We start from the raw sequence: 24,432 nt of genomic DNA, 5'->3' as shown, positions 1-24,432 counted from the left end.
TATTTATAATTTCTTACCTTTTTCAAAAAGAACCACTCGACAATGTCAAAGTGGTTCTTTTAATTAAACATATTTTTTCCTAAATGGAGACTTGAAGCTTATCTAGCACTTCTAGGGTTGTCTCTTTTGCAGTCTTAATTGCTTCATCAGCCTCTAATTTGTAATACTCCGGACGGAATAACTCGACGGATACTGCACCATCAAATCCTTTTTCTTTTACTGTTGAAATAATTCCGTCAAGGTCAATGGCTCCTTGCCCCGGCCATACACGGTCTTCATCTGTTAAAAAGCCGATTGGGAAGTCTTCTGTGTCATCTATATGAAGGATAAAAATTTTATCAGCATCTGCTTTCTTTAAATCTTCCATATCAGAGCCCATTGCATGAAAATGAAAGCAATCCAGCACAAGCCCTACATTACTGCGGTTTACCGTCTCTACTATATCATACGCTTGTCCAAAAGTATTTATCGTACATTGCGGGTGGCCGACAAACTCCAATGCTACTTTAATACCGTAAGCATCAGCAAGAGTGGAAAGTTCGGTTAACACTTCCACCGCGCTTTTCTTAATATCTTCTTTCAATATTTTTTCTTCTGTAACGAGCGGTACTGCAACGATATACTCGGCACCAATCTTCTTCGCTTTTTCTAAAGTATCTTTAAACTCTTCAATATTAGCTTGGTGATCTTCTTTTGAACGGTTGTTAAAGAAAACAAGAGCATTCATGGCCAGCGGCTTTATATGATTATTTTGAAAAAATCCGGCCAGCTCTTCAATAGAATGATTTTCCAAGTATTCCGGAAGCTTATCTTCTGTACGAATTTCAATGTAATCGTAACCGTGCTTTTCGCAAAGCTCTAAGTCCTTTTCGAGATTCGAGTTTTCAAGGGTTGTCGCTTCATTATAGCAAAGTTTCATATTACTTCACCTCCGATTTTATGTTTAGTTGATAAAAGAGAGGACGTTCTGGAATTTCAATAGGTTCTACTTTCCCGGACTCTTGAGCCTTCACCCCAGCATCTCCTGTAACTGCTGCAATGTATCCGTCCCAAGAAGACGGCCCTTTTGGTTCCCCTTCGTTCCTGATTGAATCGATAAAGTCTTGAAATTCGTTATTAAAAGCATCATTAAAGCGGTTCCGCCAATCTTGCAGGATACGTGAACCTAGTACACCGTCTTTACGGTATTCTACTGTTGGAACTTCTGGAAGCTTTACAATTCCTTTTTCTCCAATCACTTCACATTGAATGTCATAACCAAACTGGCAATTGACAAAAATTTCAGCATGAATGATTACTCCGCTTTTTGTTTCGAAAGTCACAATTTGAGGATCTTTTAGATGTTCTAATGCTTTACTTGTTTTTTTCGGATACGTTACTTGAATAGACTTATAATTGTCACCAACAAGCCAATGCAGTGTGTCGATTTCATGGATCAGAGTATCTAAAATTGCCATGTCCGTTGTATAGTTTTCACCTGTTTCTCGGTTACGGTGTGCACAGCGCACCATAAGCGGTTCTCCTATAAAATTGTTGTCGATCGCATCTTTCATTTGACGGTAACCGCTGTCATAACGGCGCATAAAGCCGACTTGAACCAGGCGTTTGCCATGCTTTTGTTCTGCTTCTACAATCCGCATGCAGCCCTCTGCTGTCGTCGCGAGAGGTTTCTCTACAAAGACAAATTTACCTGCTTCAATCGCTTTAAGAACGGTACTTTCATGAGCAGGTCCCCAACTAGTTACAAGTACTGCTTCAACTTTTTCATCTTGGAGGAGAGCTGTATCATCAGCATATATGTTCGCTTTTAAATCTAATTCTTCTATTGCTTTCTGTGCTGTATCCTGATTCACATCTGTTACGGCGACAATTTCAGCTCCGGTAAGCGTTTTCGTAATACGCTTCATGTGTTCCCGGCCTATTGCTCCTGTTCCTACTACTCCAAATCCTAGAGCCATACAAAATCCCTCACTTTAATATTTTAATAGGTTTTGGGGCTGTCCCAAAAGTCAGTTCTACGCAAATGGAATATACTCGCTTTTACCCAGGGCACAAATAGAGACATCCACTCTAACTCTCTTTGTTCATTCGCGTAGTTTTACCGCGGGCGGCGGTTCAGCCTGCCCGTGAACAAAAAACGCTTACCGCAAGGGCTTTACCCTATTCTATTTCCCTCTAGAGTCTCACACATATTCAAGTTTCTAGATGTAAACCAAGCTTTTGAGACATCCCCAACTATTTATTTGTTTAAAAGGTTATTATCTATATACTTTCGAGCAATTAAAGCATATTCGAGCGGATGTGCTATTGCCGGATCTTGTTCTGCTTCGATAACAATCCAGCCATGGTAGTCATGCTTCAACAATTCTTCATATACTTCTCCAAAGTCAAGGTCGCCATCTCCTGGAACAGTAAACATCCCAGCTAAAAAGGAGTCGAGAAATGATTTTCCTTCGTTTTCACATTCATTCATGACGGAATCGCGTACATCTTTAAAATGCACGTGGGCAATCCGGTCAATATACTTTTGAAGCAGCGGCATATATTCTTTATCAGAAACGTAAATATGCCCCGTATCATAAAGGAGGTGTACTTTAGCAGGGTCTGTGTTTTCCATGAGACGATCAACTTCTGCAAGCGTTTGAACACCGGTTCCCATGTGATGGTGAAACACAAGTTTCAAGCCATACTCATTAGCAATCTCACCCAGTGAATTGAGGCCGCTTGTTAATTTATCCCATTCATCAGCATTGAATTCAGGTTTTTCTGCGAAAACATTTTTATCCATTTTTTGGATACTGTACGATTGTTCCGATACGACAGCAACAGCTGCTCCTACTTCTTTCAAGTAAGCACAATGTTCATGAAAGGCTTTCGATGCTTCTTCCACTCCGTCTTCAACAATAAAGCTTGAAAACCATTTCCCAGCAATCTTTAAATTTCGAAGCTGCAGTTCTTTATTTAATACGTCAGCTTCCGGAAAGAAACCACCCACCTCTGTTCCGTCAAATCCTGAAATGTATATATCCCCTAACAAATGAGATAACGTGTTTTCTTTTCCGATTTCAGGGATATCGTCGTTGCGCCACCCAATTGGGGCAATACCCCAGTCAATATTTTGATGACCCATGATAGCCCTCCTTTCTTAATATTTTTTCGCGGATTCTAACATTTTTTCTTTAAATGCATAAACTTCACGAATACTTTCTTTTTCAGCAACTTCTGCTACTCCTAGGTTCCACCAGCTTCCTTCATATCCATCAGTCATGGTTTTGGGAAGCACCTTCATTTCAATCAATGTAGAGCGGTCCTGTTTTTTCGCATCTTCAATCGCTGCTTTTAACTCTTCTTCTGTATTAGCACGATAAACCTTTGCACCGTATCCTTCTGCCACTTTCGCATAATCAATATTCATTACTTTATTATCTGCTGTACGGAACTCGCAGTGATAGCTTCCGCCTCCATGGTCCATTTGCAGATTGTTGATACATCCATAGCCAGAGTTATCAAATAGTAGAATATTAATTTTTTCATTATATTGAAGAGCAGTTACAAGCTCAGAGTGAAGCATAAGAAAGCTTCCATCTCCTACGGCAGCATATACTTCTTTATCTGGTTCAGCCAGCTTAACGCCTAATGTTCCAGCGATTTCGTAACCCATACAAGAGTACCCATATTCCAGGTGATACGTATTTGGAGTGTTTGATTCCCACAAACGCTGCAAGTCACCAGGAAGAGAACCGGCAGCGCAAACGACTACTGCATCTTCATCTACTGTTTCGTTCGCTGTGAGAAGCGCATTGGTTTGCGGAAACTCCGTTTCTAATGTATCTGCGTATTCATTCATTGTTTCTTGTGAGAAATGATTTTTAATTTCTGGTTCAAAGTTTTCTCGATTAAATGTTACAGAACGTAACCGTTTACGTTCTTCCTGCCACTCATCTTTCAGCGTTTGAATGGAAGATCCATATTCACTCTTATACCCTTCGAGCAGCGGGTAAAGCTTCTCTAAAGCAGTCCGAGCATCTGCTATCACTTGAAAAGCATCTAATTTATACGCCTGCATACGGCTGACATTAATGTTAAGAAATTCTGTCTCTGCAAAGTTAAAAACCGTTTTGGATGATGTAGCAAAGTCGGTATAGCGCGTTCCAATCCCTATAACAAGGTCTGCTTCTTTTGCAGCTTTATTAGCAGCTTGTGTCCCTGTGATTCCTAAGCCGCCGAGGTTATTTTTAAATGAATGCTCTACCGCTGATTTTCCTGCCTGCGTTTCAACTAGTGGTATCTCGTATTTATCAGAAAAGTCCATAAGAGCCCCTCTGGCTTCGGAATATTTTACCCCGCCGCCGACAACAATAAGTGGTTTTTGGCTCTTTTTAATTTTTGCAGCTGCACCGTTAAGCTCCCGTTCTGTTGGCAATTTACGATCAATATAATGGACACGCTTTTGAAAGAATTCTTTATCAAAGTCAAAAGCTTCTCCCTCTACATCCTGGGCAATGCAGACAGTTGCCGGTCCTGCTTTAGCCGGATCAGTCATTACTTCAAAAGCACGAATTAAGCTTGTCATTAATTGTTCCGGGCGCTGCACACGGTCCCAATAACGAGACATTGGCTTCAACGCATCATTTGTTGTGATCGCCATACTGTGCTCCTGCTCTACTTGCTGCAGTACAGGATCAGGTTGACGGGTTGCATATGTGTCAGCTGGAAGAAGTAATACGGGAATATTGTTTGCGAGTGCCGTCGCTGCTGCTGTCGTTAGATTTGCAGATCCCGGTCCGCTGGATGAAGTTAACGCAAAAATTTTCTTGCGCAGCTTTTGCTTACTGTAGGCGATTGCTGCATGCGCCATTCCTTGCTCATTTTTTCCTTGAATGACTTTTAAGTCTCCTGCATCTTGTTCTAAAGCTTGCCCAATTCCCAATACATTCCCGTGTCCAAAAACGTTAAATATGCCTTCAACAAAAGGAAATTCTTCACCGTCAATATGAACGTACTGTTGGTTTAAAAACTTAACTAAAGCCTGTGCTGTTGTTAATCTAATTTTTCCCATCGCTCATACCCCTTAATGTGTATTATCTTCTTCAATCAATTTTTCGATTTCTTCTACCGTCGGCATAGCTTCTGAAGAGCTGTGCTTACTAACTACGATAGAGGCAGATGCCCCACCGTATTTCAACGCTTTTTCAATGTCTTCTCCTGAAACAAGAGCATAAAGGAAAGCAGATGCATAAGAGTCACCAGCTCCGAATGTTTTCAATACTTTTGTTTTATAAGCTCTGCCTCGGTATGTTTCTCCAGAACGTGTATACGCATATGAACCGTCAACACCGTGTTTAATAACAATTAATTCTGGTTCATGCTGAAATAAATAATCTATCGTCGTTTGATTATCTCCTTCACTTGAAAGGTTTTCCATAACGTCATATTCATCACGAGTACCAATCACAATATCAGCTTTTTCAGCTATAAGAGAATAATAGGCTGCTGTTTCTTCCAAGGACGTCCACGTGTAAGGACGGTAATCCAGCTCAAATACCACTTTGATGTTATTCTTCTTTGCTAAATTGACCGCCTTTAAAGTCGCTTCTCGAGAAGGACTCTGAGCTAAAGCTGTTCCAGAAATTAATAGTATTTTCGCACGATTAATGTAATCTTCATGAACTTCAGATGGCTCTAAATAAAGGTCCGCTACATTTTCACGATACATAAGAATACTGCACTCTTCCGGACTCAAAATCTCTGTAAACGCCAGTCCTGTTTTGCGGCCTTCTGTATCGGCAACCATATTAGATGTGTCTATTCCTTTTTCACTCATATACTGCTCAATGAAGCGGCCATGCTGATCATCGGGAATCTTCCCAATAAATCCTGCTTTCAAGCCTAGTTTAGAGCTTCCTATAGCAATGTTTGCAGGAGATCCGCCGACATACTTTTGAAATGTCATCGTCTCTTCCATCGGGCGGTTGTATTCTACTGCGTTCAAGTCGATGCATGCTCTGCCAAAAGCAATCACGTCAAATTCTTTATCTGTAGAAAATGAAATAGTCATAAAATGAGGTCTCTCCTTTATATCTATTGGTACATTTAAAACGGGAGCGAAGCAGCCGCTTCGCCCACATGATTTATGTCTTATTTTAAAATCCATTCGTGGTCTGGATCATTATGAAACTTCCATATACGTTCTGGTCCTGCCATGACATTTAAGTAATAAGATGTATATCCTTCTGGCACCCCTACTGGATGGTAGCCTTTTGGCACAATCACCATATCACCATTTTCAACAGTCATTGTTTCGTCCAGGGAACGATCATCGGTATATACGCGCTGGAAAACAAATCCTTGACCAGGATCTTGCTCGTGATAATACGTTTCTTCTAGCATTGACTCCTTAGGGAGATTCTCCTGGTCATGTTTATGCGGAGGGTAGCTTGACCAGTTTCCGCTTTCTGTAAACACTTCTACCACAAGAAGACTATTTGCAGATGGATTGTCGTCCGGCAATATATTGTGTACCATTCTCTTGTTGTTTCCTTTGCCGCGATGTTCTGCACCAATTTCATCGGCTTTAATTAGCTTCGTCGGCAGCTGTTCTTCTGACGGCGAGTAACAAAGAGCAACCCGTGCCTTTGAGTCAGCCTTCACTTCAAACGTTTGATCATTTGAAATATAAACACTGTCTGTGGGCTTCTTTTCAAAAACAGTATCTCTAGTACCAATATTTTCAAATGTTTCGCTGCCGTCTGAGACAGTAATTTTCCCCGTGACCGCTACAACACAAACCTCGAGTTTGCCTAACTCTTCTTTGTACGCCCCGCCGTCCGCTAGGTCGATCATTTTGAAGCTGACATATTCTAGTTCCGAGTTTTCGGATGTTACTTCGTGAACAAGTGACACCCCTTCTTCCAACTGCTTATTTAACGGTTTTTTTAACAATTTAGCCATTCGTTAACTGCCTCCTTCTTAAAAATTAACGCCAGAATTCTGAAATCGATTTCATCAATGAGAAAAAAATGTGGGTGAATAGAGAGGTCTGTAGCATAAACCAAAGACCATATTTCATGTTGTCTATACACCCAATGTCTAACTGAATAATATCTTCTTTGTTAAGAATAATATGTTAAGCGGTTTCAGTCAATATTAGTTTTTTAACATTTGTAAAACTTTTGGTGTTTTTTGCAAATGTTTTTTCCATTTTTGCTGAGTCTTGCTGTTTATACTTTTGCTAAACTTAATTTATAATTTTTGAAATACTGCTGGCTGTACAACGATAACCAGCTGGGTTAATTATTATTGAAAGGTGCGATCAATGTGATCGATTTCATCGTCTGTTAAAGTCACATCCAATGTTTTTAAATTATCGAGGACTTGCTCAGATCGTTTAGCTCCTGGAATTAAAACATCTATTCCTTCTCGGGTTAAGTACCATGCAAGTACTACATGTACGACTTCTACTCCTTTTTCTTTTGCAATTGGACGAAGCTTGTCCACTTTTTCCAAATTCTTTTTAAATTCTTCCCCTTGAAGATGCGGGAAATCAGCACGCAGATCATCAAAAATCATGTCACTTGTATACTTACCAGCTAATAGCCCTGATGCTAATGGAAAGAAAGGAATAAAGGAAATGTTGTTTTCAGCACAGTATGGAAGAAAATCTTCTTCAGCTTCCCGCTGTACAAGATTATAATTTCCTTGATAAACGTCAACATAACCATCTTTGTTTGCCTCTTTTAACTGTTCAAAAGATAGATTTGATACACCAATACTGCGAATTTTCCCTTCTTTTTTCAAATCTTGTAAAGCAGCAACAGCCTTATCTTTAGGTGTTTCTTCGTCTGGAAAATGCAAATAGTACATATCAATATAATCCGTTTGCAAACGACGCAGACTGTCCTCTACAGCTTGACGTAAAAATTGCGGAGAGTTGTCTATCACTTCTTCGCCATCTACAAATTTTTGTGCACCTTTCGTAGCTAAAACGATTTCATTTCTTTTTCCAGATTCTTTAATGACCTCTCCAACCAATTCTTCAGAACGCTCTGGTCCATAGATAAATGCCGTATCAAAAAAGTCTATTCCGTTATCTAGCGCGGTGCGAACAAGATCTTTTCCCTTTTCTTCATCGAGATCATTGTATAAATTATGTCCACCAACCGCATTTGTTCCAAGTCCTATAGGGTTGACACGTAAGTCGGTTTTTCCAATTTGAACTTTTTTCATCATGAGTCCTCCTTCGTTCGTCTATATTTTTCAATGCCCTTTTAGATTAAAATAACATTAGTGAATTTTCAAATTTTTAATAGCATATAATCTGAATAATTCTTTCATTCTTACGTTTATAGAGCCGTTTTTTTTAACAAACTACATAATACCAGCACCGAAAGCGATTACATTTATTCTTGAAATTTCTTTCAGTCACGTTTAAGATAACATGTAATACTTTTTTTAATCTGAAAAGTAGGTAAATCGCCGTGAAGAGAGTGGGAATATTACAATGAAAATGAGCGATGTAGCTAAAATGGCCAATGTCTCGCCTGCCACGGTATCCCGGGTTCTAAGCAATCCGGATTTGGTTAGCAAACAAACCAGAGACAAGGTGTTAGAGGTTATTGATAAAGTGAATTACCAACCGCATATCGTTGCAAGACAATTTCGAACGAAAGTAACAAAAACGATTCTTGCTGTGGTTCCTGATATTACAAGTGATTTCTTTTCTGAAGTGCTGCGGGGAATTGAGCACGTAGCAATCAATGAAGGCTATCAAGTCATTTTAGGAGACACAGAACACAGTTTAGAACGAGAAAGCGACTATGTTAATTTGCTGCTTCAAAAGCAAGTTGACGGCATGGTACTTCTCACTGCAAAACTCGAAAAAGAAAGATTGGAAGAGCTTGCGGAACATTTTCCTATCGTCCTGGCCTGCGAATATATCGACGGGCTAAATGTTCCAACCGTATCAATCGACAACATAAGTGCCGCAAGAAAAGCAACAGAGCATTTGATTCACCTTGGTCATAAACAAATTGCTCATATTTGCGGGCCAATGAATGTTATTTTAAGCCGAGACCGTCTGCGCGGTTTCCGCCAAGCAATGATGAGTCATGATTTAGATGTAGATCCCTCTTTTATACAAGAAGGCGGGTTAACCATTGAATCAGGCTATAATCAGATGACGAAACTGCTAGCATTAGAAACACCTCCAACCGGTGTCTTCGTTTACAATGATGAAATGGCGATGGGAGCAATCAAAGCTGTGAAAGAAAGCGGCCTTCAAGTTCCTGAAGATATTGCAATTGTCGGCTTTGACAACTTAAAAATGTCGATGGTAATAGAACCTCACTTAACCTCTATCGACCAGCCTAAATATGATATTGGTCAAAAAGCAATGAACCTCTTAGTACAAATGATTAATAAAGAACAAATTAAAAAACGCTCTTTTGTAATGAAAGATGAGCTTATCATTCGCGATTCTTGTGGAGGAAAAGCTCGTTCTACTATGCCGCCAAAAGCAAGTCTTTAAATTTAATAGGTTTCCTTTAAGGCTTTGGCAGCAGTATTTTTGGAAGGATTTCAACTTTTACATTCAGAAAAATTTTAAAAATAGCGTTTACAAAACAAAAAAAATATCTTACACTAAGACATGTAAATTTTTATCACTGTTTGAAATCGATTTCATTCAATTGAGTTCCTAAGTTGGTATCACTGTCAGGTTTTTTTGTTTCAGCCTGACATACATGAATATATATTAAGCTGAAAGGGGAAAAGAAAATGGCAAATACGACAGAAGCAGTTCAACATCTTAAAAATTACGTTGGAGGACAATGGGTAGAAGCAACATCTGGTAAGTCTGATGAAGTACCTAACCCTGCAACTGGTGAAACTATTGCACATGTGCCGATTTCAAGCCGTGAAGATTTAGATAAAGCAGTAGAAACTGCACAAGAAGCATTTAAAACATGGAGTAATACAGCAGTACCAAAGCGTGCTCGTATTCTTTTTAAGTACCAGCAGCTTTTAGTCGAAAACTGGGATGAGCTTGCTCGTCTTGTAACTCTTGAAAATGGAAAAAGTTTTAACGAAGCATACGGCGAAGTGCAACGCGGCATCGAATGCGTTGAGTTTGCAGCAGGGGCCCCTTCTTTAATGATGGGCAAACAGCTTCCTGACATTGCTGCAGGAATTGAATCCGGTATGTACCGTTATCCAGTAGGAGTAATTGGAGGTATTACTCCATTTAACTTCCCAATGATGGTTCCTTGCTGGATGTACCCATTAGCTGTTGCATGCGGAAACACTTTTGTGCTGAAACCATCTGAACGTACACCTATTTTAGCTAACCGCCTTGCAGAACTATTTTCAGAGGCTGGACTTCCTGATGGTGTACTTAACATTGTTCACGGTGCACATGACGTAGTAAACGGACTTCTTGAAAATCCAGAAGTAAAAGGTATTTCATTTGTTGGTTCTCAACCTGTTGCAGAGTACGTTTACAAAACAGGCGCTCAAAACGGCAAACGTGTACAAGCTCTAGCTGGAGCAAAGAACCACTCCATCGTAATGCCAGATGCTGATATTGATAACGCAGTATCTCAAGTAGTAAGCGCTGCTTATGGATCTGCAGGCGAAAGATGTATGGCAGCTGCTGTTGTAGTAACAGTTGGAGACGTAGCTGACGAATTTGTTGATAAGCTGAAAAAAGAAGTCGACAACATTACGATTGGAAATGGTCTTGATGATGGAGTATTCCTCGGTCCGGTTATTCGCCAATCTCATAAAGAAAAAACGGAAAACTACATTAAAACAGGAGTAGAAGAAGGTGCAACTCTAACATACGACGGAAGAGAAAAAACTGTTAACTTAGATGAAGGTTACTTCATCGGCCCAGTTGTCTTTGATAACGTAACAACCGATATGACAATCTGGAAAGATGAAATTTTCGCCCCTGTACTTTCTGTTGTACGCGTAGACACACTTGATGAGGCTATTGCTCTTACTAACGAGTCTGAATTTGCAAATGGTGCGTGTATCTACACTGACAGCGGCAGCGCTGTACGTCAATTCCGTCAAACAATCGATGCAGGAATGCTCGGGGTTAACCTTGGTGTACCAGCACCTATGGCATTTTTTCCATTCTCTGGCTGGAAGAATTCCTTTTATGGAGATCTTCATGCCAACGGAACAGACGGCGTAGAATTTTACACTCGCAAGAAAATGCTAACAGCTCGCTGGTAATTAGAAAACGGTTTGCCGCCGCATTCTTATAGCAATTTTTTAGAAAATAAATTTTTCTAAAGGTGAACAAAAGCGCAAGTGCCCTGGAATAAACGCTGGTCGCTTGCGCTAAAAATAAAAAACAGTATTATGTTTATATCTATTAAAATAGTTTGTCCCTCTCACAGCCTATACGTTTTATACTCCTAATCTATTCTATTAAAGGAGGAATTATCTATGAGATTAACACTAGATCCACATATGTTTAGACATTTACCGCTCCCTAAAATGGTTGATAAGGTCGCTGAAATGGGATATAAATACATTGAGCTTTCCCCTCGCGATGACTTTTTGCCTTTTTATAAATACCCGCGCGTTGATAAAGCGCGTATTAAAGAACTAAAACAAGCATGTAAAGACGCTGGTGTTAAACTTTCTTCTATCCTTCCTATGCAGCATTGGGCTGGCCCAGAAGAAGACGATCGTCAAGCTGCTGTACGTAATTGGAAACGTGCAATTGAAATCGCCGTAGAGTTAGAGGTAGACGTCGTAAACTCTGAATTCACAGGTCAAAATGACATGCCATACAAATGTGAACAACAATTTGTGAAATCCATGGACGAACTGATTCCTTTCTTTGAAAAAGAAGGACTAAATTTACACATTCAAGCCCACCCTTATGACTTTATTGAAAATAATTATGAGGCAGTAGATATGCTTCGCGCCTTCGATAAGGACTGGATCGGTTACTTCTATTCTGTACCGCATACGTTTTTCTATGATGACGGAAAAGGAGATATTCCTGCAATGCTTGATTACGCAGGAGAAAAATTGCGCCATATCAATATAGCGGATACTTTTAACCATAAAGCGTCTTCATGCCTGCGTTATGTCGTGAATCCTCCTGGTGTTCACGCTACCGTTCACCAGCACTTAGATATCGGCAAAGGAGATATCCCATGGGATACATTATTTAATAAACTTCGTGACATTAACTTCGATGGCATTGTTACATCAGCTGTATTCGGAGAGGAACACCGAGCAGAAGAATCCAGTCGTTTCATGCTTGAACGCTTAACAGAAGAACTCATTAACAAAAAACAATATTCATAGTTTTTTATACCCTGGGTTTCATCCCAGGGTATAAGCTAGATAAAAAGGCACAAGAGTTCGACATTTTTTATATCCAGATAAGCAAGCATAAGAGCCTTACACAAAAACGAAGTGCAGGCTCTCATTTTACGATTGAACGATTCGTTTATTTACTTGCTTGGTTGAACCTCTAGTTACAAGCTTAGGGATAAGAGTAATTCTTGACTTATCCGTGACGTTATTTTCAATTTCGTTACTCATTAAATCCATGACATGTTTGCCCATGCTTTTGATCGGTTGAGCAATCGTTGTCAGCAAAGGATCTGTCAAGGTTGCAATAATTGTATTGTCAAATCCGACTATAGAAACATCATCCGGAACAGACAACCCATATTCTTTAACAGCCTGAATGGCTCCTGATGCCAGCAGATCATTACAAGCCACAATAGCTGTTGGAGGATCTTCCGAGGTCATGTACTTTCCAGCCATGTATTTTCCCCATTCTACATTAGATTCTTCGATGTACTCAAACCGAAATTTATAGTTCAAATCATTATTGTGCATGGCATCTTCATACCCTCGTTTTCTCTCTCGGTTGCTCCATACATCGCGTCCTATTAACGCTATTTTTTCATGGCCTAGTTCAATTAAATGGGAAGTCGCTTTAAATCCTCCTAAATAATCATCAAAAGAGACAGTATTCACATTAGAAGAAGGAAAGTCTCGTGCTACTACTGCGATAGGAAGAGATTCATTTAATTCTTCAATTTTATCTAGCTGCTCAAAACCTGAAGCAAAAATAATGCCATCGACGTTCTTTCTTTTTAATAAATCAACATATTTCATTTCTTTAGCCGGATTATAATCTGTGCTGCAGATTACAAGGTTATATCCTAATTCATGAGCACGGTCTTCGACGCTTCTTGCTAATTCTGCAAAAAAAGGATTCGCTAAATCCGGGATGAGAAGACCTATACTAAAAGTAGATTTTCCAGTCAAAGCTGTCGCTATCATATTTGGGTGATAATTTAGTTCATTTATGGTTTCTAGTACTTTTTTCTTTGTTTTTTCACCAATACGCCCAGAATTATTAATAACTTTAGAAACTGTTGCAATAGATACACCTGATGCTTTTGCAACATCATATATGGTTGTTTTCATAATTAACCGCATCCATGTTTGTTGTATTCTGCATTCCGTTCACCCCATACTTTTATGAAAATACAATTTAACTCAACGCTTTCTCAACTAATTACTTAAAATAGTTTGATATTGCCATTCATTTTTATTGTTTTTTAGATTCTACTATTATACCTTTATTTTTTACTTTATTAAAATGTAACACTTGAACTTCGTTATTAAAATTAAATACCAGTACTTGGCTAGTGTCAGCTTACATATTTTTCAAAAATAAAATAGAGATTTTTTATCTAAACGTGGATTCAGTCCTCAGGTCCTCTATTGATTACTCCACAGGGACCCATTGTTCTACAGCAGCAGACTGGAGAATCGCGTCAATTGTACGATCCACTTTCCAGCCGAATTCAAAATTACATGTATAGTCTTTTCCTTTTTTAAGGGCGGTAAAGATTTCATGAACCTCTAGCACTTTCAAATCGTTAAATCCTATGGCTATCCCCGACTGCGGATGAAAAGCACTATATCCTTGATGATCTGTTCCTAGCAGCACTTTCCTGAATCCTCGATCTGCACTCTCATCAGAGTGAAAATATACATGAACTTCACTTAAGTTTTCTAATGAATAGTAAGCTGTACCCAGTGTACCTTGGATCTCATACGTTAAATGATTTTTTCTTCCTGGAGCGACTCGGCTTGATCCGATGGTTCCGATGATTCCGTTCTCATATTTAATCATAGAAAAGAAAAAGTCATCGTTTTCGACTTTTCCTTTTTCGGTGGAATTCGGTGCTTTTGGACGTTCTTTAATAATGGTTTCAGAAACTGCATTAACTTTTTTTGCATCACCGAACCAATATTGAGCAACACTTAACAAATGAGAACCAAGATCTCCTAACGATCCGGATCCTGAAAATTTGTTAATATGACGCCAGGAAATTGGGATAGTTTCATCTAGCAGAGCATCTTGGTCATAAGTGCCGGAAAATCTTTTTATTTCTCCTAATTTTCCAGAATCAATCAACTCTTTAATATAATTATTTGCCGGGTTCATGACATTATTAAATCCAACATAGTTGACTACACCTTTTTCTTTTGCCAAGCTTGCAAGTTCTTTTGATTGTTCCGAAGAAATAGTAAGAGGCTTCTCACAGTAAACATGCTTGCCGTTTTCTAAAGCTGCTTTTGCCACATCATAATGAAAAGCATTTGGCGTTGCTATATCAACCATATCTACATTCTCATCTCTGACTACATCTTCCCAGTTTTCTGTCCAACGTGAAAAACCAATATTACGACAGGCTGCTTGTGCTGCTTCAGCCTCAATGTCCTGAACGATTTCAAATACTGGCTCTCCTGCTTCAGGTCCAAACAGCATCGATGCGTGGCGAAAAGCATTGGAATGGGCTTTCCCCATCCAACCCGCTCCAATAAGTCCAATTCTCACTTTCATATCAGTCACTCCTCCGTTATCTTATATTCTATAATTCTATTAAGCTTTTGCAGTTAGTTCAGTTAGAGGCACAGACCGATTTTCTTCTAATGAAAGCTGGGCAGCCCTAGCAAGCAGCTCTGCTTTTAATCCGTCTTCACCGCTGCAAGCAACCGGGCTGTTTTTCATTATGGCTATGGCAAACTGTTTGATTTCTTCTATATATGCATCATTATATCGTTCTAAAAAGAAATATTTCGGATGATCCACAGTAATGGCCTCTTTCGTGCTAATCTTTACATTGGTTGGCCGTTCATTTTCAGCTTCAGCTGATCCTTTGCTGCCAAACACTTCAATACGCTGATCATATCCATAAACGGCTTGTCTGCTATTGTCAATCACACCGAGTGAACCATCTTCAAACGTAAGCGTAATGATTGCTGTATCCACGTCGTTATTTCTTTCAAAACGATCGTCTATAAGATTAGCAGATTTCACGGAAATTTCTTTCACTTCACTGCCAGAAAGATATCGTATCATGTCAAAATCATGTATCGTCATATCCATAAACATTCCGCCTGATCGTTTAACATATTCTTCCGGAGGCGGCTGCGGGTCACGTGATGTGATTTTAATAATATGTGGATTTCCGATTTCCCCCTCTCTGACCGTTTCCTGAACTTTGCGGAAATGACGGTCAAAACGACGGTTAAACCCAATTTGAAACTTCACCCCGGCTTTATCGACTGCGTCGAGTGCTCTTTTTGTCTCTTCTGTCTTAAAGCTGATCGGCTTCTCACAGAAAATATGTTTTCCTGCATTTGCAAACAGCTCGATAAATGCTGCGTGGGTATCTGTACTTGTACAAATGAGCACCCCGTCGATTTCCGGATCATTTGTGATATCTTCCGGGTTATTCGTGATGATAGGAACGGCTTTTTCATATGCCGTTCCTTGCAGATGATCGGTGTATACATCGAGTATTGCCTTCAATTCAACATTATTCATGCCAAGAATATTATCAATATGGATCTGTCCAATTTTTCCAGCCCCAACTATAGCAACAACTGCTTTGTCCATCATTCTAACCCCTCTCTTTATTCATTGTACGGTGCCCCATTATCCTTTCACTGCTCCGAGCGTCATCCCTTTAACCAGATGTTTTTGAACTAGAAGCGAGAAGAAAAGCACCGGTATAACCGAAACGGTTGCAGCAGCACAGAGCGCTCCCCAGTTCGTTTGATACTGCGTAATAAAAGTGGAAATACCAGCTGGCAGCGTCATTTTGTCAGTGGAATTCAGCAAAAACATGGCAAATAAAAATTCGTTCCATGTAAGAATAACTGTAAAAATGGATGTTGCCACAAATCCTGGAATGACAAGCGGTAAAATAATACTGTGGTAAGCTCTCATTCTTGAAGATCCGTCTACCATAGCGGACTCTTCCAACTCCACTGGTATTTCCTCGAAGAAAGCTTTTAGCATCCATATAACAAATGGCAAATTAAACCCGATGTACACAATTAACATGGACCAGAGAGTATTGAGCAAGCCAATATTCTGCATAATCAAATACATTGGAATAACGACAACAATAGGCGGCAGCATTCTTGCCGTTAAAATTAAAAAGGATAACTTTTCATTTCTGTTATTTTTCATTTTAAATCTAGCTAATGCGTAGGCAGCATACGACCCAATAACAAGACAAAGAACCATCGAAACAAAAGAAACAATCATACTATTAATAAAAAAACTTAAAAATGGACTGTTTGCACCAAAAATTCCGTTTACTGGATCAAAATAGTACTGCCAAGTAATCTCTTTTGGGAAAAATGTCTGCACATCTGAAAACAGTTCTCTTTCACCTTTTAAACTAGTAATAAACATCCAGTAAAGAGGGAATAATACAAATAAAACTGTCACCGTCAAAAAGCAGGCACGGAAAATTTTCATACCGAGTTCTTTACGTTTAAATGACTTTACTGAAGCATCCATACTGCGTCACCCCTTTTCAGTTAAGCACTCTGAGATCGATTCATAAATCGAATTAACATGGTCGAAATAATAATCGTAATAATTAAAACAATGAATAGCCCTGCTGATGCAAATCCAAAATCTGAATTTTTCATCGAGGCGCGATACATGAGAAAACTTATCGTTTCTGTTGCTCGGCCTGGACCGCCCTGCGTTAGGACAAATACCTGGTCAAATGTACGAAGAGCATCCATAGTCCGGATAACAAGCGCCACCACTATAATCGGTTTCAACATTGGCAATGTAACAAAACGAACAACTTGAAATTTAGATGCCCCGTCAATTTCTGCTGCTTCAAACGGATCTCTCGGCAGTGCCTGAAGACCAGCAAGAATAATTAAAAAACACATTGGCATCCATTGCCAAACATCGACAAATATTAACGATAGAAAAGCAGTCGTTGGCTCTCCTAAAAAGTTAATTTTCGGAAGACCAATGCTTTGCAGCATATAATTGAGAATTCCCATATCTGTATTCATCATCAATAAATAAACAACGGCTACAACAAGTGGTGATAACATCATTGGTATAATCAGCAGCCAGCGCAGGTATGTCATTGCTTTACCGTCTTTCGATACCATAAGAGCTAGATTAAACCCGAGAAAAATTTCAATGGATACAGCAAGAGCAGTATAAAGAAGAGTAATAAAGATTGCATTCCAAAACGTACTGCTTGCAAATATATCCATGTAATTCTTTAAACCGGCGAACCCGGAAGAATTTCCAAATGTATCAAAGTTCATCACGGATACGTATAATGCGTATAGTATCGGAAAAATAGTAACTGCAGCCAATAAAATAAATGTCGGTGTTAACAATAGAAAAGGAAGCTTTTTATCACTTTGCTGTAACGTTTTACTTTTTTTCGGCTTTTTTGCCGGTAATTCATTTCGCTGCAAGTCAGAAGCCGCTTGATTTGTATTATTACTCATCGTCTTACACTCCCTATGTTTGTATTAAATATATCGGGAGAGCACAGAGTCCGAGGGACTCTGTGCCACAACTTATTAGTAACCATTGTCTTCCATAAGTGCTTCAATTTCATCTGCTGCTCCCGTCAATGCTTCTTCTGGTGTCAAATCTCCAGTTAATGCTTGATTTAAATATGTGCCGTAAATATTTTCAATCTCAGAGTAAAGCGGAGTACGCGGACGGAAATTAGCGTTTTCAAGACCTTCGTTCACTGCTTCAAGATATGGTTTATCTTCCGTCAGTTCAGGATCTGTCAATACACTAGTACGACTAGGAAGCCCGCCATCTTTTGTCATTTGCTTTTGATTTTCTTCAGAAGAAGCCCAAGTCATAAATTCTAATGCAGCTTCCTTCTTTTCAGAAGCTTGTGGAATACCTAAAATCCAGTTTCCAATCATAGGGGAGAAATCCCCATTTTCTGCACGTGGAACAAGAGAGTATCCAATATCCCCAACGACGTCGGATTTTTCAGGATCTTCCATTGTTTCTCCCCAAACCGGCCATACAATTGACGCTAACCCTTCTCCTTTACTCATTACACGACCTATCTCATCGGCATTATAGTTGGCAATGCCGTCTGGGGCATGTTCTGTCAAATCAACATAAAATTCTAGCGCTTCAATTGCTTCTGGACTATCTAATGTTACGTTCCACTCTTCATCAAAGAAGTCTGCTCCATGTGACCAAAGAAACGCGTTAAAATTGGTTGCAATTGCATTACCGCGTGCACCTCGATGTATAAAGCCATAATCTACTTCATCTTGATTTTCTTCAATAGCTGCTTGTAAATCTGACCAAGTTTCTGGAGCTTCATCTAAAATATCATTTCTATAAAAGAACAACTGCACATTACCTACTTGTGGTATACCGTAAGCACGCGGTTCTTCATCCGGATCAGAATCAGGAAGACGAGGTCCGCTCGGTGCCGGCCACATACTTACCTCACGCGACATCTTTGCAAAATCTTCATCTAATTCATAGCCTAGTTCATCAAGCGGTGTTAAAAATCCACCCCCTGCAAACATCGGCATCCAAGGATCATCGGCAAAAATTACATCATATGTTCCAGTGCCTGTCCGCAAGTCGTTATAGATTCTTTCATAAAGCGTATTGTAATCGAATTCATTCCATTCCACTTCAATACCCGTTTCCTCTTCAAATTCCGGAACGAGTTGTTTTAATGAGCTCGATTCAGCCCCTGCCACCATGGCAACGGAAATCGACTCACCTTCTGTTGATCCAGACTCACCTTCACCGGAAGCCCCTGAATCGTCGTCTCCTCCACAACCTGCTGCAATCAGTAAAGATGATAGAAAAGATACACCTAACCACTTTTTAAATTTTTTCACTTTACTTTCCCCCTTAAAAATATCAACAGTAAACAAGAAAAGCGCTTTCTCAAAAACTAAAAATTTGTGAAAAATTCCAAAAAAATAATAGAAGAAAATTTTTAATAAACTGCCTTTTAAAAGTTTTACATTAAAATAGCGCTTTCATAATAATATAAATGAAAGATTTAACCCTCCTTCTATTAAAATGAGGTTGATTCTAGAAGACAAGCACTCCTAAAATAGGTAAAGCGCTTTCACTTATGTGAGTTAATAGTAGCATATATTTTCAAAAAGTTGCAACACTTTTTTGACAAATGTTTCCCAATGACCCTATGAAAGGGCCGATTAACGCTAATACTGCTTTATAAACGTTTTGGTTAAGCGGTTAACAGTTTTATTAGATATTAAGACATCAAATGATTCTTTCTTCATTCTGTCTTATGCTAATAATACTTTTGAACTAGTTTAATTGATCTTGTTTTTATAAGAAATAGATTTTTGGATTGAATTTTTTTTATCCTTTCTGAATTGATAGGGAGATACCTCCATGATCGAACGAAAGGTACGGCTGAAATGTCCGGCTGAAGAAAATGCAAGATGTTGGCTGATATGTTCAACGGAAAGGTCTGTTTCCATTAATAACTGCCTTGCTTCACGTATTCGTATACGCATGAGGTATTCTGAGGGCGACATACCATACGTTTTTGTAAAACATTGACTTAGATAAGATCGGTTTAAGTTTAGCTCATTTGCTAAATCCTCAATCTTAAATTTACTATTATGCCTATTTTCTAATATATTGGCAGCTTCATAAGCAACTCTTGTTTGCGAAGGTGAGATACCTGTTAGCTGTTGAGATTGCTTCGTTAAGAAGTGTCTAGCCAGGACACTAATTAACTCCAGGACTCGTGAATGCAGAAGAAGGATATCCACGGTCGAATCAATGTCTAAATAATCCTCTTGAACTAAGTAAGGAACTTTTCTTTGCGGTTTTATTTGAAACTCTTCAATAAAATTTTTGACCCAAAGGGAAATAGAAAATGTATCATTCATCGTTTCACTATTAGAAATAATTGGTTCAGACGCTAATTGAAAAATCGAATGTATTTCTTTCATCTCAATATCAAAATGGAAGTCTAAATATTTGGTCTTTTCCGTTGTATGAGTATGATGGTACATGCCAGATTTAATAACCACAGCATCACCAGGTTTTAACACATACATTTTCCCATTCAACCATTGTTCCATTTCTCCAGATACACAATATAAAAACTCAAAATAAGAATGCCGATGGTTATTACAACTCCACCCTTTATTAATTAAATCTAATTGAATATCCATAATTCGAATAGCACTATAAAGCGAAGAAAGAGAATAGTGAGCCATACAATTTTCTTCCTTTCCTTCCAATCTGTGAAAGCGGTTAACCAAATTATAACATTGTTTTTTTCTTTTAGTTTGCAATACCAAAATCAATCTAACAATTGTGCAAAATTTACTCACAGATTTGCATTTTAGTTAATTTTGTAACGTGTTAAGTTGATTCCATAACATTTGGAATTTTCACACTAGAAGATAGACACGTTTAATGAAGTTATTTGATTTACAGTAATTCGGCTTTGCCGTGCAGGGCTCATGCATCCTCTAGAAAATCGGCAAAAAGATAAATCATTATACAAAATTAGGAGGTTTTATAATGGAAAAATCAACTGTCAACTGGGGAATTTTAAGCACCGCTGAGATTGCTCGCAAACAAGTCATACCTTCCTTGCATAGCGCAAATAATGCCAAAGCGGCAGCTATTGCAAGTGGAAGCGGAAAAGCGGATGAATTTGCTGCTTCGTTTAATATTCCAAAAGCCTATAATAGTTATGAGGAATTGCTGCAGGATCCCGATATTAATGTAGTTTATATTCCACTTCCAAACAGCCTTCATGCTAAATGGGTAAGAGAAGCTGCAAAACACGGAAAGCATGTTCTCTGTGAAAAACCTGCTGCTTTAACAGCGGAGGAAACAAAAGAAATGATCGAGGTTTGCAGCCATCACAACGTTTTGTTTATGGAAGCTTATATGTATCAATTTCACCCGCAGCATAAGAGAGTAAAAGATATTATAGCGTCAGGTGAAGTTGGTGACGTAAAATTAATGCATACGCGTCTTAGTTTTATGCTGCATCAGTTAGAAGGAAATATCCGTATGAGCAGACAACTTGGCGGAGGTAGCTTATTTGACCTTGGGGGCTATTGTATACATGCCATAAGAAATACGCTGCAGCAGGAACCTAAGAGTGTTTTTGCCTTAGAAGAACGCTACCAAGATTATGATGTTGATCAATCAGCAGTGGTAATGATGGAATTAGAAAATGGAGTTAAAGCCTATTTTGACTGCAGTATGAATATGGCTGAACGGCATTCATATGAAGTTATAGGGACAAAAGGAAAGATTGAAGTGACAAAAGCTTACGTTCCTCAGTCAGATGGAGAAGGTGTTATTCTTGTTAACACCGAAGACGGCAGAAGCAGGAAGGAAATCATTATTGAAAATCAATATACATTGGGAGTAGAACATTTCTCCGATTGTATTTTAACAGGTACGAAACCTTCTTATTCAACATCTAGCAGTATAAATAATATGAAAGCACTTGAAGCTTGCCACCAATCAATAGATTCAGGATTAACAGTAACGATTTAAATATATAAGGAGTTTTACTAATGCGGATGAGTTTGGTTACGGATAGTTTAGGTTACATGTCATTTGAAGAAATGATAGATACGGCTGAAGCAGCCGGCTACGAAGTTTTAGAATTTGCAACTGGAAATTGGTCAGAGGCACCTCATCTTAATGTAGATGAGCTGCTTAACAGTTCCATTCAAAGAGAGCGATTTGTAAATGAGTTAAATAAACGTGGATTAAAAATGGAAGCTCTAAATTGTTCTGGCAATCAATTAGCTCCAAACGATAGTGGGAAACACCACCAGCTAGGAGTAAAAAAAACATTTCGTCTTGCAGAACTTCTAGGCATAAATACTATAATAATGATGTCAGGGCTCCCTGGAGGAGGTCCTGGTGAAACAACGCCCAATTGGATCACAACCAGCTGGCCTCCTATCAACTCCGAAATCTTAAACTGGCAATGGGAAGAAGTGGCGCTTCCCTATTGGGAAAAGACTGTTCAAGAAGCAAAGAACCATGGAATTGAAAAAATCGCATTGGAAAACCATGGCTCACAGCTCGTTTATAACAGAGAAACATTAATGCGTTTAAGAGATCACGTAGGTGAAATGATAGGAATGAATTTTGATCCAAGCCATCTATTCTGGATGGGAGGAGATCCCATCATGGCTGTACGTTCTTTAGGAAATGCCATCTATCATGTTCATGCCAAAGACACACGACTTGAAAAGGGAATTTTAGAAACGGAAGGCTCTCTTGATACGAAATCCGTTCATTCCTTTTCGGGTAGATCATGGAATTTTACAGCATTAGGATATGGCCATGATGTGACATGGTGGAAAGAGTTTTTTACCCTTCTCCGGATGAATGGTTACGACGGCCCTGTCAGTCTGGAATTAGAAGACTACACGATGGACCCGCTGACTGCTTTTTATAAATCAACGAATGTACTAAAAGAAGTTCTATGATCAAAATTTTATACATTGCTGAAAGGGTTTGAATGGAAATCTTATAATAACTATCTATTTATAATGAGCAAAAAGCGGGCCAATGGAGCTTTTGCATAAGTCAGTTCTCAACAAATGATTTTCATAACCTAGACTAATCTTTTGAGACAGCCTCATTGGTCACTCATAAGGGTTTTGTTAAAAACTTCTTAATCTGATTTTATTTTCAAAAGTTGAAGTAGTGCAATGAACTGTTTAACTTCCCTCTTGTGAAAAAAGTGAAATTACACCCACCCGCGAAAAAGGGCAGCTTCCGCCATTTTTCTTGTTCCAGCAATATAGGAAGCTGTTCTCATATCAGTTTTATAACGAGTGGATGTTTCATGTACTTTATGAAATGATTGAACCATTTTGCGGTGGAGGTTCTGCTCAACCTCTTCTTCGGACCAATAATATCCCTGGTTATTCTGCACCCATTCAAAGTAGGAAACAATTACACCACCGGAACTTGCCAAAACATCAGGAATCAACAGAACATCTTTTTTCGTTAAAATGTCAGTGGCTTCTGGAGTTGTCGGACCATTAGCCGCTTCAACTACTACTTTTGCTTGAATACAGTCAGCGTTACGGGCGGTGATTTGATTAGAAATAGCTGCTGGAATAAGTATATCGCATTCTTTTTCCAGTAACTCTTCGTTCGTTATTGTGTTTTTAAATTGGTTCGTCACCATTCCAAAGCTGTCTCTCTGATCACTCAGATCTGGAATCGATAATCCGTCTGGATTATATAAAGCCCCTAGAACATCGCTAATTCCGACTACTGCTGCTCCCTTGTCATATAAAAACTTTGCTATGTAACTGCCGGCGTTTCCAAAGCCTTGAATGATCACACGAGCATTTTCAATCTTTTTATTTAACACGCTTACTGCTTCTTCGATACACACGAGTACTCCTTTGGCCGTTGCCGTTTCTCGGCCGTGAGAGCCTCCGAGCATTAAAGGTTTTCCAGTTATAAAACCGGGAGAATCAAACTCACGGATACGGCTGTACTCATCCATCATCCATGCCATAATTTGAGAGTTAGTATAAACGTCCGGGGCGGGGATGTCTTTTGTCGGGCCGACAATTTGGCTGATCATCCGGACGTACCCGCGACTTAATTGCTCTAGTTCTCTAAATGACATTTGCCGGGGATCACAAATAATTCCTCCCTTTCCTCCTCCATATGGAAGGTCAGCAATGCCACACTTTAGGCTCATCCAAAGGGAGAGCGATTTCACTTCATCTTCAGATACAGAGGGATGAAAACGAACACCGCCTTTTGTCGGGCCAACTGCGTCGTTATGCTGAGAGCGAAAGCCTGTAAAGACTTGAGTTTTGCCGTTATCCATTCGTACTGGAATACGAACTGTAATCACCCTGATTGGTTCCTTGAGCAATTCAAACATTTCTTGTGAGTAACCAAGTGTATCGATTGCTGTTTCTAAACGTGCTTGTGTGGCCTGAAATGAAGATAATGAAGAAGTTTTATCACTAGTAACAGTCATTACTGCTTCCTCCTTGAAAGAAAACTCAATATTTATTTATGAAGAAAAT

20 protein-coding genes are annotated in these 24,432 nt (G+C 39.1%); 5 read left to right on the top strand and 15 right to left on the bottom strand.

All coding sequences use genetic code 11. From position 1 onward, the window contains the following. Positions 1-79: 79 nt before the first annotated feature. From iolI to FZF09_RS00365, 7 genes are all read right to left on the bottom strand, one after another. The gene (iolI, locus tag FZF09_RS00395; protein WP_158734598.1) at positions 80-919 is read right to left on the bottom strand and encodes a 2-keto-myo-inositol isomerase; all 840 of its coding nucleotides are present in this window, start codon (positions 917-919) and stop codon (positions 80-82) included. A gap of 1 nt (position 920) precedes the next feature. Then, positions 921-1,958, bottom strand: a complete 1,038-nt coding sequence (gene iolG / locus FZF09_RS00390; RefSeq protein WP_158734597.1) for a bifunctional inositol 2-dehydrogenase/D-chiro-inositol 1-dehydrogenase — start codon at positions 1,956-1,958, stop codon at positions 921-923. 281 nt (positions 1,959-2,239) lie between these two features. Continuing rightward, positions 2,240-3,130, bottom strand: a complete 891-nt coding sequence (gene iolE / locus FZF09_RS00385; RefSeq protein ID WP_158734596.1) for a myo-inosose-2 dehydratase — start codon at positions 3,128-3,130, stop codon at positions 2,240-2,242. 15 nt (positions 3,131-3,145) lie between these two features. Beyond that, complete coding sequence (gene iolD / locus FZF09_RS00380) at positions 3,146-5,059, bottom strand: 3D-(3,5/4)-trihydroxycyclohexane-1,2-dione acylhydrolase (decyclizing) (RefSeq protein ID WP_158734595.1); 1,914 nt, start codon at positions 5,057-5,059, stop codon at positions 3,146-3,148. 12 nt (positions 5,060-5,071) lie between these two features. Beyond that, positions 5,072-6,058: a 5-dehydro-2-deoxygluconokinase gene (gene iolC, locus FZF09_RS00375; protein ID WP_158734594.1), complete on the bottom strand. Its 987-nt coding sequence runs from the start codon at positions 6,056-6,058 to the stop codon at positions 5,072-5,074. Positions 6,059-6,138: 80 nt separating this feature from the next. After that, positions 6,139-6,951 carry a 5-deoxy-glucuronate isomerase gene (iolB, locus tag FZF09_RS00370; protein ID WP_158734593.1) on the bottom strand — a complete coding sequence of 271 codons (813 nt, stop codon included), beginning with the start codon at positions 6,949-6,951 and terminating at the stop codon, positions 6,139-6,141. A 345-nt stretch (positions 6,952-7,296) separates the two neighbouring features. After that, positions 7,297-8,229 (bottom strand): aldo/keto reductase, encoded by a 933-nt coding sequence (locus tag FZF09_RS00365; RefSeq protein WP_158734592.1) that lies wholly within the window; start codon positions 8,227-8,229, stop codon positions 7,297-7,299. Positions 8,230-8,500: 271 nt separating this feature from the next. Between FZF09_RS00365 and FZF09_RS00360 the strand changes: the two genes are divergently transcribed. The 3 genes from FZF09_RS00360 to FZF09_RS00350 all read left to right on the top strand — a co-directional run bounded on the left by FZF09_RS00360 (position 8,501) and on the right by FZF09_RS00350 (position 12,330). Beyond that, complete coding sequence (locus FZF09_RS00360) at positions 8,501-9,526, top strand: LacI family DNA-binding transcriptional regulator (RefSeq protein WP_158734591.1); 1,026 nt, start codon at positions 8,501-8,503, stop codon at positions 9,524-9,526. Positions 9,527-9,774: 248 nt separating this feature from the next. Further along, the gene (locus tag FZF09_RS00355; RefSeq protein WP_158734590.1) at positions 9,775-11,238 is read left to right on the top strand and encodes a CoA-acylating methylmalonate-semialdehyde dehydrogenase; all 1,464 of its coding nucleotides are present in this window, start codon (positions 9,775-9,777) and stop codon (positions 11,236-11,238) included. Between the two features lie 216 nt (positions 11,239-11,454). Then, on the top strand, positions 11,455-12,330 hold the full coding sequence (locus FZF09_RS00350) for a sugar phosphate isomerase/epimerase family protein (protein ID WP_158734589.1): 876 nt from the start codon (positions 11,455-11,457) through the stop codon (positions 12,328-12,330). 126 nt (positions 12,331-12,456) lie between these two features. On the opposite strand, the gene FZF09_RS00345 is transcribed toward FZF09_RS00350, so the two are convergent. The 7 genes from FZF09_RS00345 to FZF09_RS00315 all read right to left on the bottom strand — a co-directional run bounded on the left by FZF09_RS00345 (position 12,457) and on the right by FZF09_RS00315 (position 20,601). Then, on the bottom strand, positions 12,457-13,470 hold the full coding sequence (locus FZF09_RS00345) for a LacI family DNA-binding transcriptional regulator (protein WP_158734588.1): 1,014 nt from the start codon (positions 13,468-13,470) through the stop codon (positions 12,457-12,459). Positions 13,471-13,774: 304 nt separating this feature from the next. Next, positions 13,775-14,899, bottom strand: a complete 1,125-nt coding sequence (locus FZF09_RS00340) for a Gfo/Idh/MocA family protein (RefSeq protein ID WP_158734587.1) — start codon at positions 14,897-14,899, stop codon at positions 13,775-13,777. Positions 14,900-14,938: 39 nt separating this feature from the next. Continuing rightward, the gene (gene iolG / locus FZF09_RS00335; protein ID WP_158734994.1) at positions 14,939-15,958 is read right to left on the bottom strand and encodes an inositol 2-dehydrogenase; all 1,020 of its coding nucleotides are present in this window, start codon (positions 15,956-15,958) and stop codon (positions 14,939-14,941) included. A 39-nt stretch (positions 15,959-15,997) separates the two neighbouring features. Then, entirely contained in the window at positions 15,998-16,873 is an 876-nt protein-coding gene (locus FZF09_RS00330) for a carbohydrate ABC transporter permease (protein WP_158734586.1), read from the bottom strand. A gap of 20 nt (positions 16,874-16,893) precedes the next feature. Further along, positions 16,894-17,844 (bottom strand): carbohydrate ABC transporter permease, encoded by a 951-nt coding sequence (locus FZF09_RS00325; RefSeq protein WP_158734585.1) that lies wholly within the window; start codon positions 17,842-17,844, stop codon positions 16,894-16,896. Positions 17,845-17,919: 75 nt separating this feature from the next. Further along, positions 17,920-19,233, bottom strand: a complete 1,314-nt coding sequence (locus FZF09_RS00320) for an extracellular solute-binding protein (protein ID WP_158734584.1) — start codon at positions 19,231-19,233, stop codon at positions 17,920-17,922. Positions 19,234-19,680: 447 nt separating this feature from the next. Continuing rightward, entirely contained in the window at positions 19,681-20,601 is a 921-nt protein-coding gene (locus tag FZF09_RS00315; protein ID WP_158734583.1) for a helix-turn-helix domain-containing protein, read from the bottom strand. Positions 20,602-20,911: 310 nt separating this feature from the next. Between FZF09_RS00315 and FZF09_RS00310 the strand changes: the two genes are divergently transcribed. Further along, positions 20,912-21,907 (top strand): Gfo/Idh/MocA family protein, encoded by a 996-nt coding sequence (locus FZF09_RS00310; RefSeq protein WP_158734582.1) that lies wholly within the window; start codon positions 20,912-20,914, stop codon positions 21,905-21,907. 20 nt (positions 21,908-21,927) lie between these two features. After that, on the top strand, positions 21,928-22,857 hold the full coding sequence (locus FZF09_RS00305; protein ID WP_158734581.1) for a sugar phosphate isomerase/epimerase family protein: 930 nt from the start codon (positions 21,928-21,930) through the stop codon (positions 22,855-22,857). A 263-nt stretch (positions 22,858-23,120) separates the two neighbouring features. On the opposite strand, the gene FZF09_RS00300 is transcribed toward FZF09_RS00305, so the two are convergent. Then, positions 23,121-24,383 carry a Glu/Leu/Phe/Val family dehydrogenase gene (locus tag FZF09_RS00300; RefSeq protein WP_158734580.1) on the bottom strand — a complete coding sequence of 421 codons (1,263 nt, stop codon included), beginning with the start codon at positions 24,381-24,383 and terminating at the stop codon, positions 23,121-23,123. Positions 24,384-24,432: the final 49 nt, after the last annotated feature.

It is taken from the genome of Alteribacillus sp. YIM 98480 (assembly GCF_009765375.1).
GTDB lineage: Bacteria > Bacillota > Bacilli > Bacillales > Marinococcaceae > Alteribacillus.
Note: the sequence above shows the minus strand (reverse complement) of the source record. Positions and strands in the feature narration are given on the sequence as shown.

Coding starts and splice junctions, on each gene's coding strand:
- iolD (WP_158734595.1), bottom strand. CDS start 5,059: ATGGGAAAAATTAGATTAACAACAGCACAGGCTTTAGTTAAGTTTTTA.
- FZF09_RS00340 (WP_158734587.1), bottom strand. CDS start 14,899: ATGAAAGTGAGAATTGGACTTATTGGAGCGGGTTGGATGGGGAAAGCC.
- FZF09_RS00300 (WP_158734580.1), bottom strand. CDS start 24,383: ATGACTGTTACTAGTGATAAAACTTCTTCATTATCTTCATTTCAGGCC.
- FZF09_RS00345 (WP_158734588.1), bottom strand. CDS start 13,470: ATGAAAACAACCATATATGATGTTGCAAAAGCATCAGGTGTATCTATT.
- iolG (WP_158734994.1), bottom strand. CDS start 15,958: ATGGACAAAGCAGTTGTTGCTATAGTTGGGGCTGGAAAAATTGGACAG.
- FZF09_RS00360 (WP_158734591.1), top strand. CDS start 8,501: ATGAAAATGAGCGATGTAGCTAAAATGGCCAATGTCTCGCCTGCCACG.
- iolE (WP_158734596.1), bottom strand. CDS start 3,130: ATGGGTCATCAAAATATTGACTGGGGTATTGCCCCAATTGGGTGGCGC.
- FZF09_RS00310 (WP_158734582.1), top strand. CDS start 20,912: ATGGAAAAATCAACTGTCAACTGGGGAATTTTAAGCACCGCTGAGATT.
- FZF09_RS00330 (WP_158734586.1), bottom strand. CDS start 16,873: ATGGATGCTTCAGTAAAGTCATTTAAACGTAAAGAACTCGGTATGAAA.
- FZF09_RS00365 (WP_158734592.1), bottom strand. CDS start 8,229: ATGATGAAAAAAGTTCAAATTGGAAAAACCGACTTACGTGTCAACCCT.
- FZF09_RS00325 (WP_158734585.1), bottom strand. CDS start 17,844: ATGAGTAATAATACAAATCAAGCGGCTTCTGACTTGCAGCGAAATGAA.
- FZF09_RS00355 (WP_158734590.1), top strand. CDS start 9,775: ATGGCAAATACGACAGAAGCAGTTCAACATCTTAAAAATTACGTTGGA.
- FZF09_RS00350 (WP_158734589.1), top strand. CDS start 11,455: ATGAGATTAACACTAGATCCACATATGTTTAGACATTTACCGCTCCCT.
- iolG (WP_158734597.1), bottom strand. CDS start 1,958: ATGGCTCTAGGATTTGGAGTAGTAGGAACAGGAGCAATAGGCCGGGAA.
- iolI (WP_158734598.1), bottom strand. CDS start 919: ATGAAACTTTGCTATAATGAAGCGACAACCCTTGAAAACTCGAATCTC.
- FZF09_RS00315 (WP_158734583.1), bottom strand. CDS start 20,601: ATGGCTCACTATTCTCTTTCTTCGCTTTATAGTGCTATTCGAATTATG.
- iolB (WP_158734593.1), bottom strand. CDS start 6,951: ATGGCTAAATTGTTAAAAAAACCGTTAAATAAGCAGTTGGAAGAAGGG.
- FZF09_RS00305 (WP_158734581.1), top strand. CDS start 21,928: ATGCGGATGAGTTTGGTTACGGATAGTTTAGGTTACATGTCATTTGAA.
- iolC (WP_158734594.1), bottom strand. CDS start 6,058: ATGACTATTTCATTTTCTACAGATAAAGAATTTGACGTGATTGCTTTT.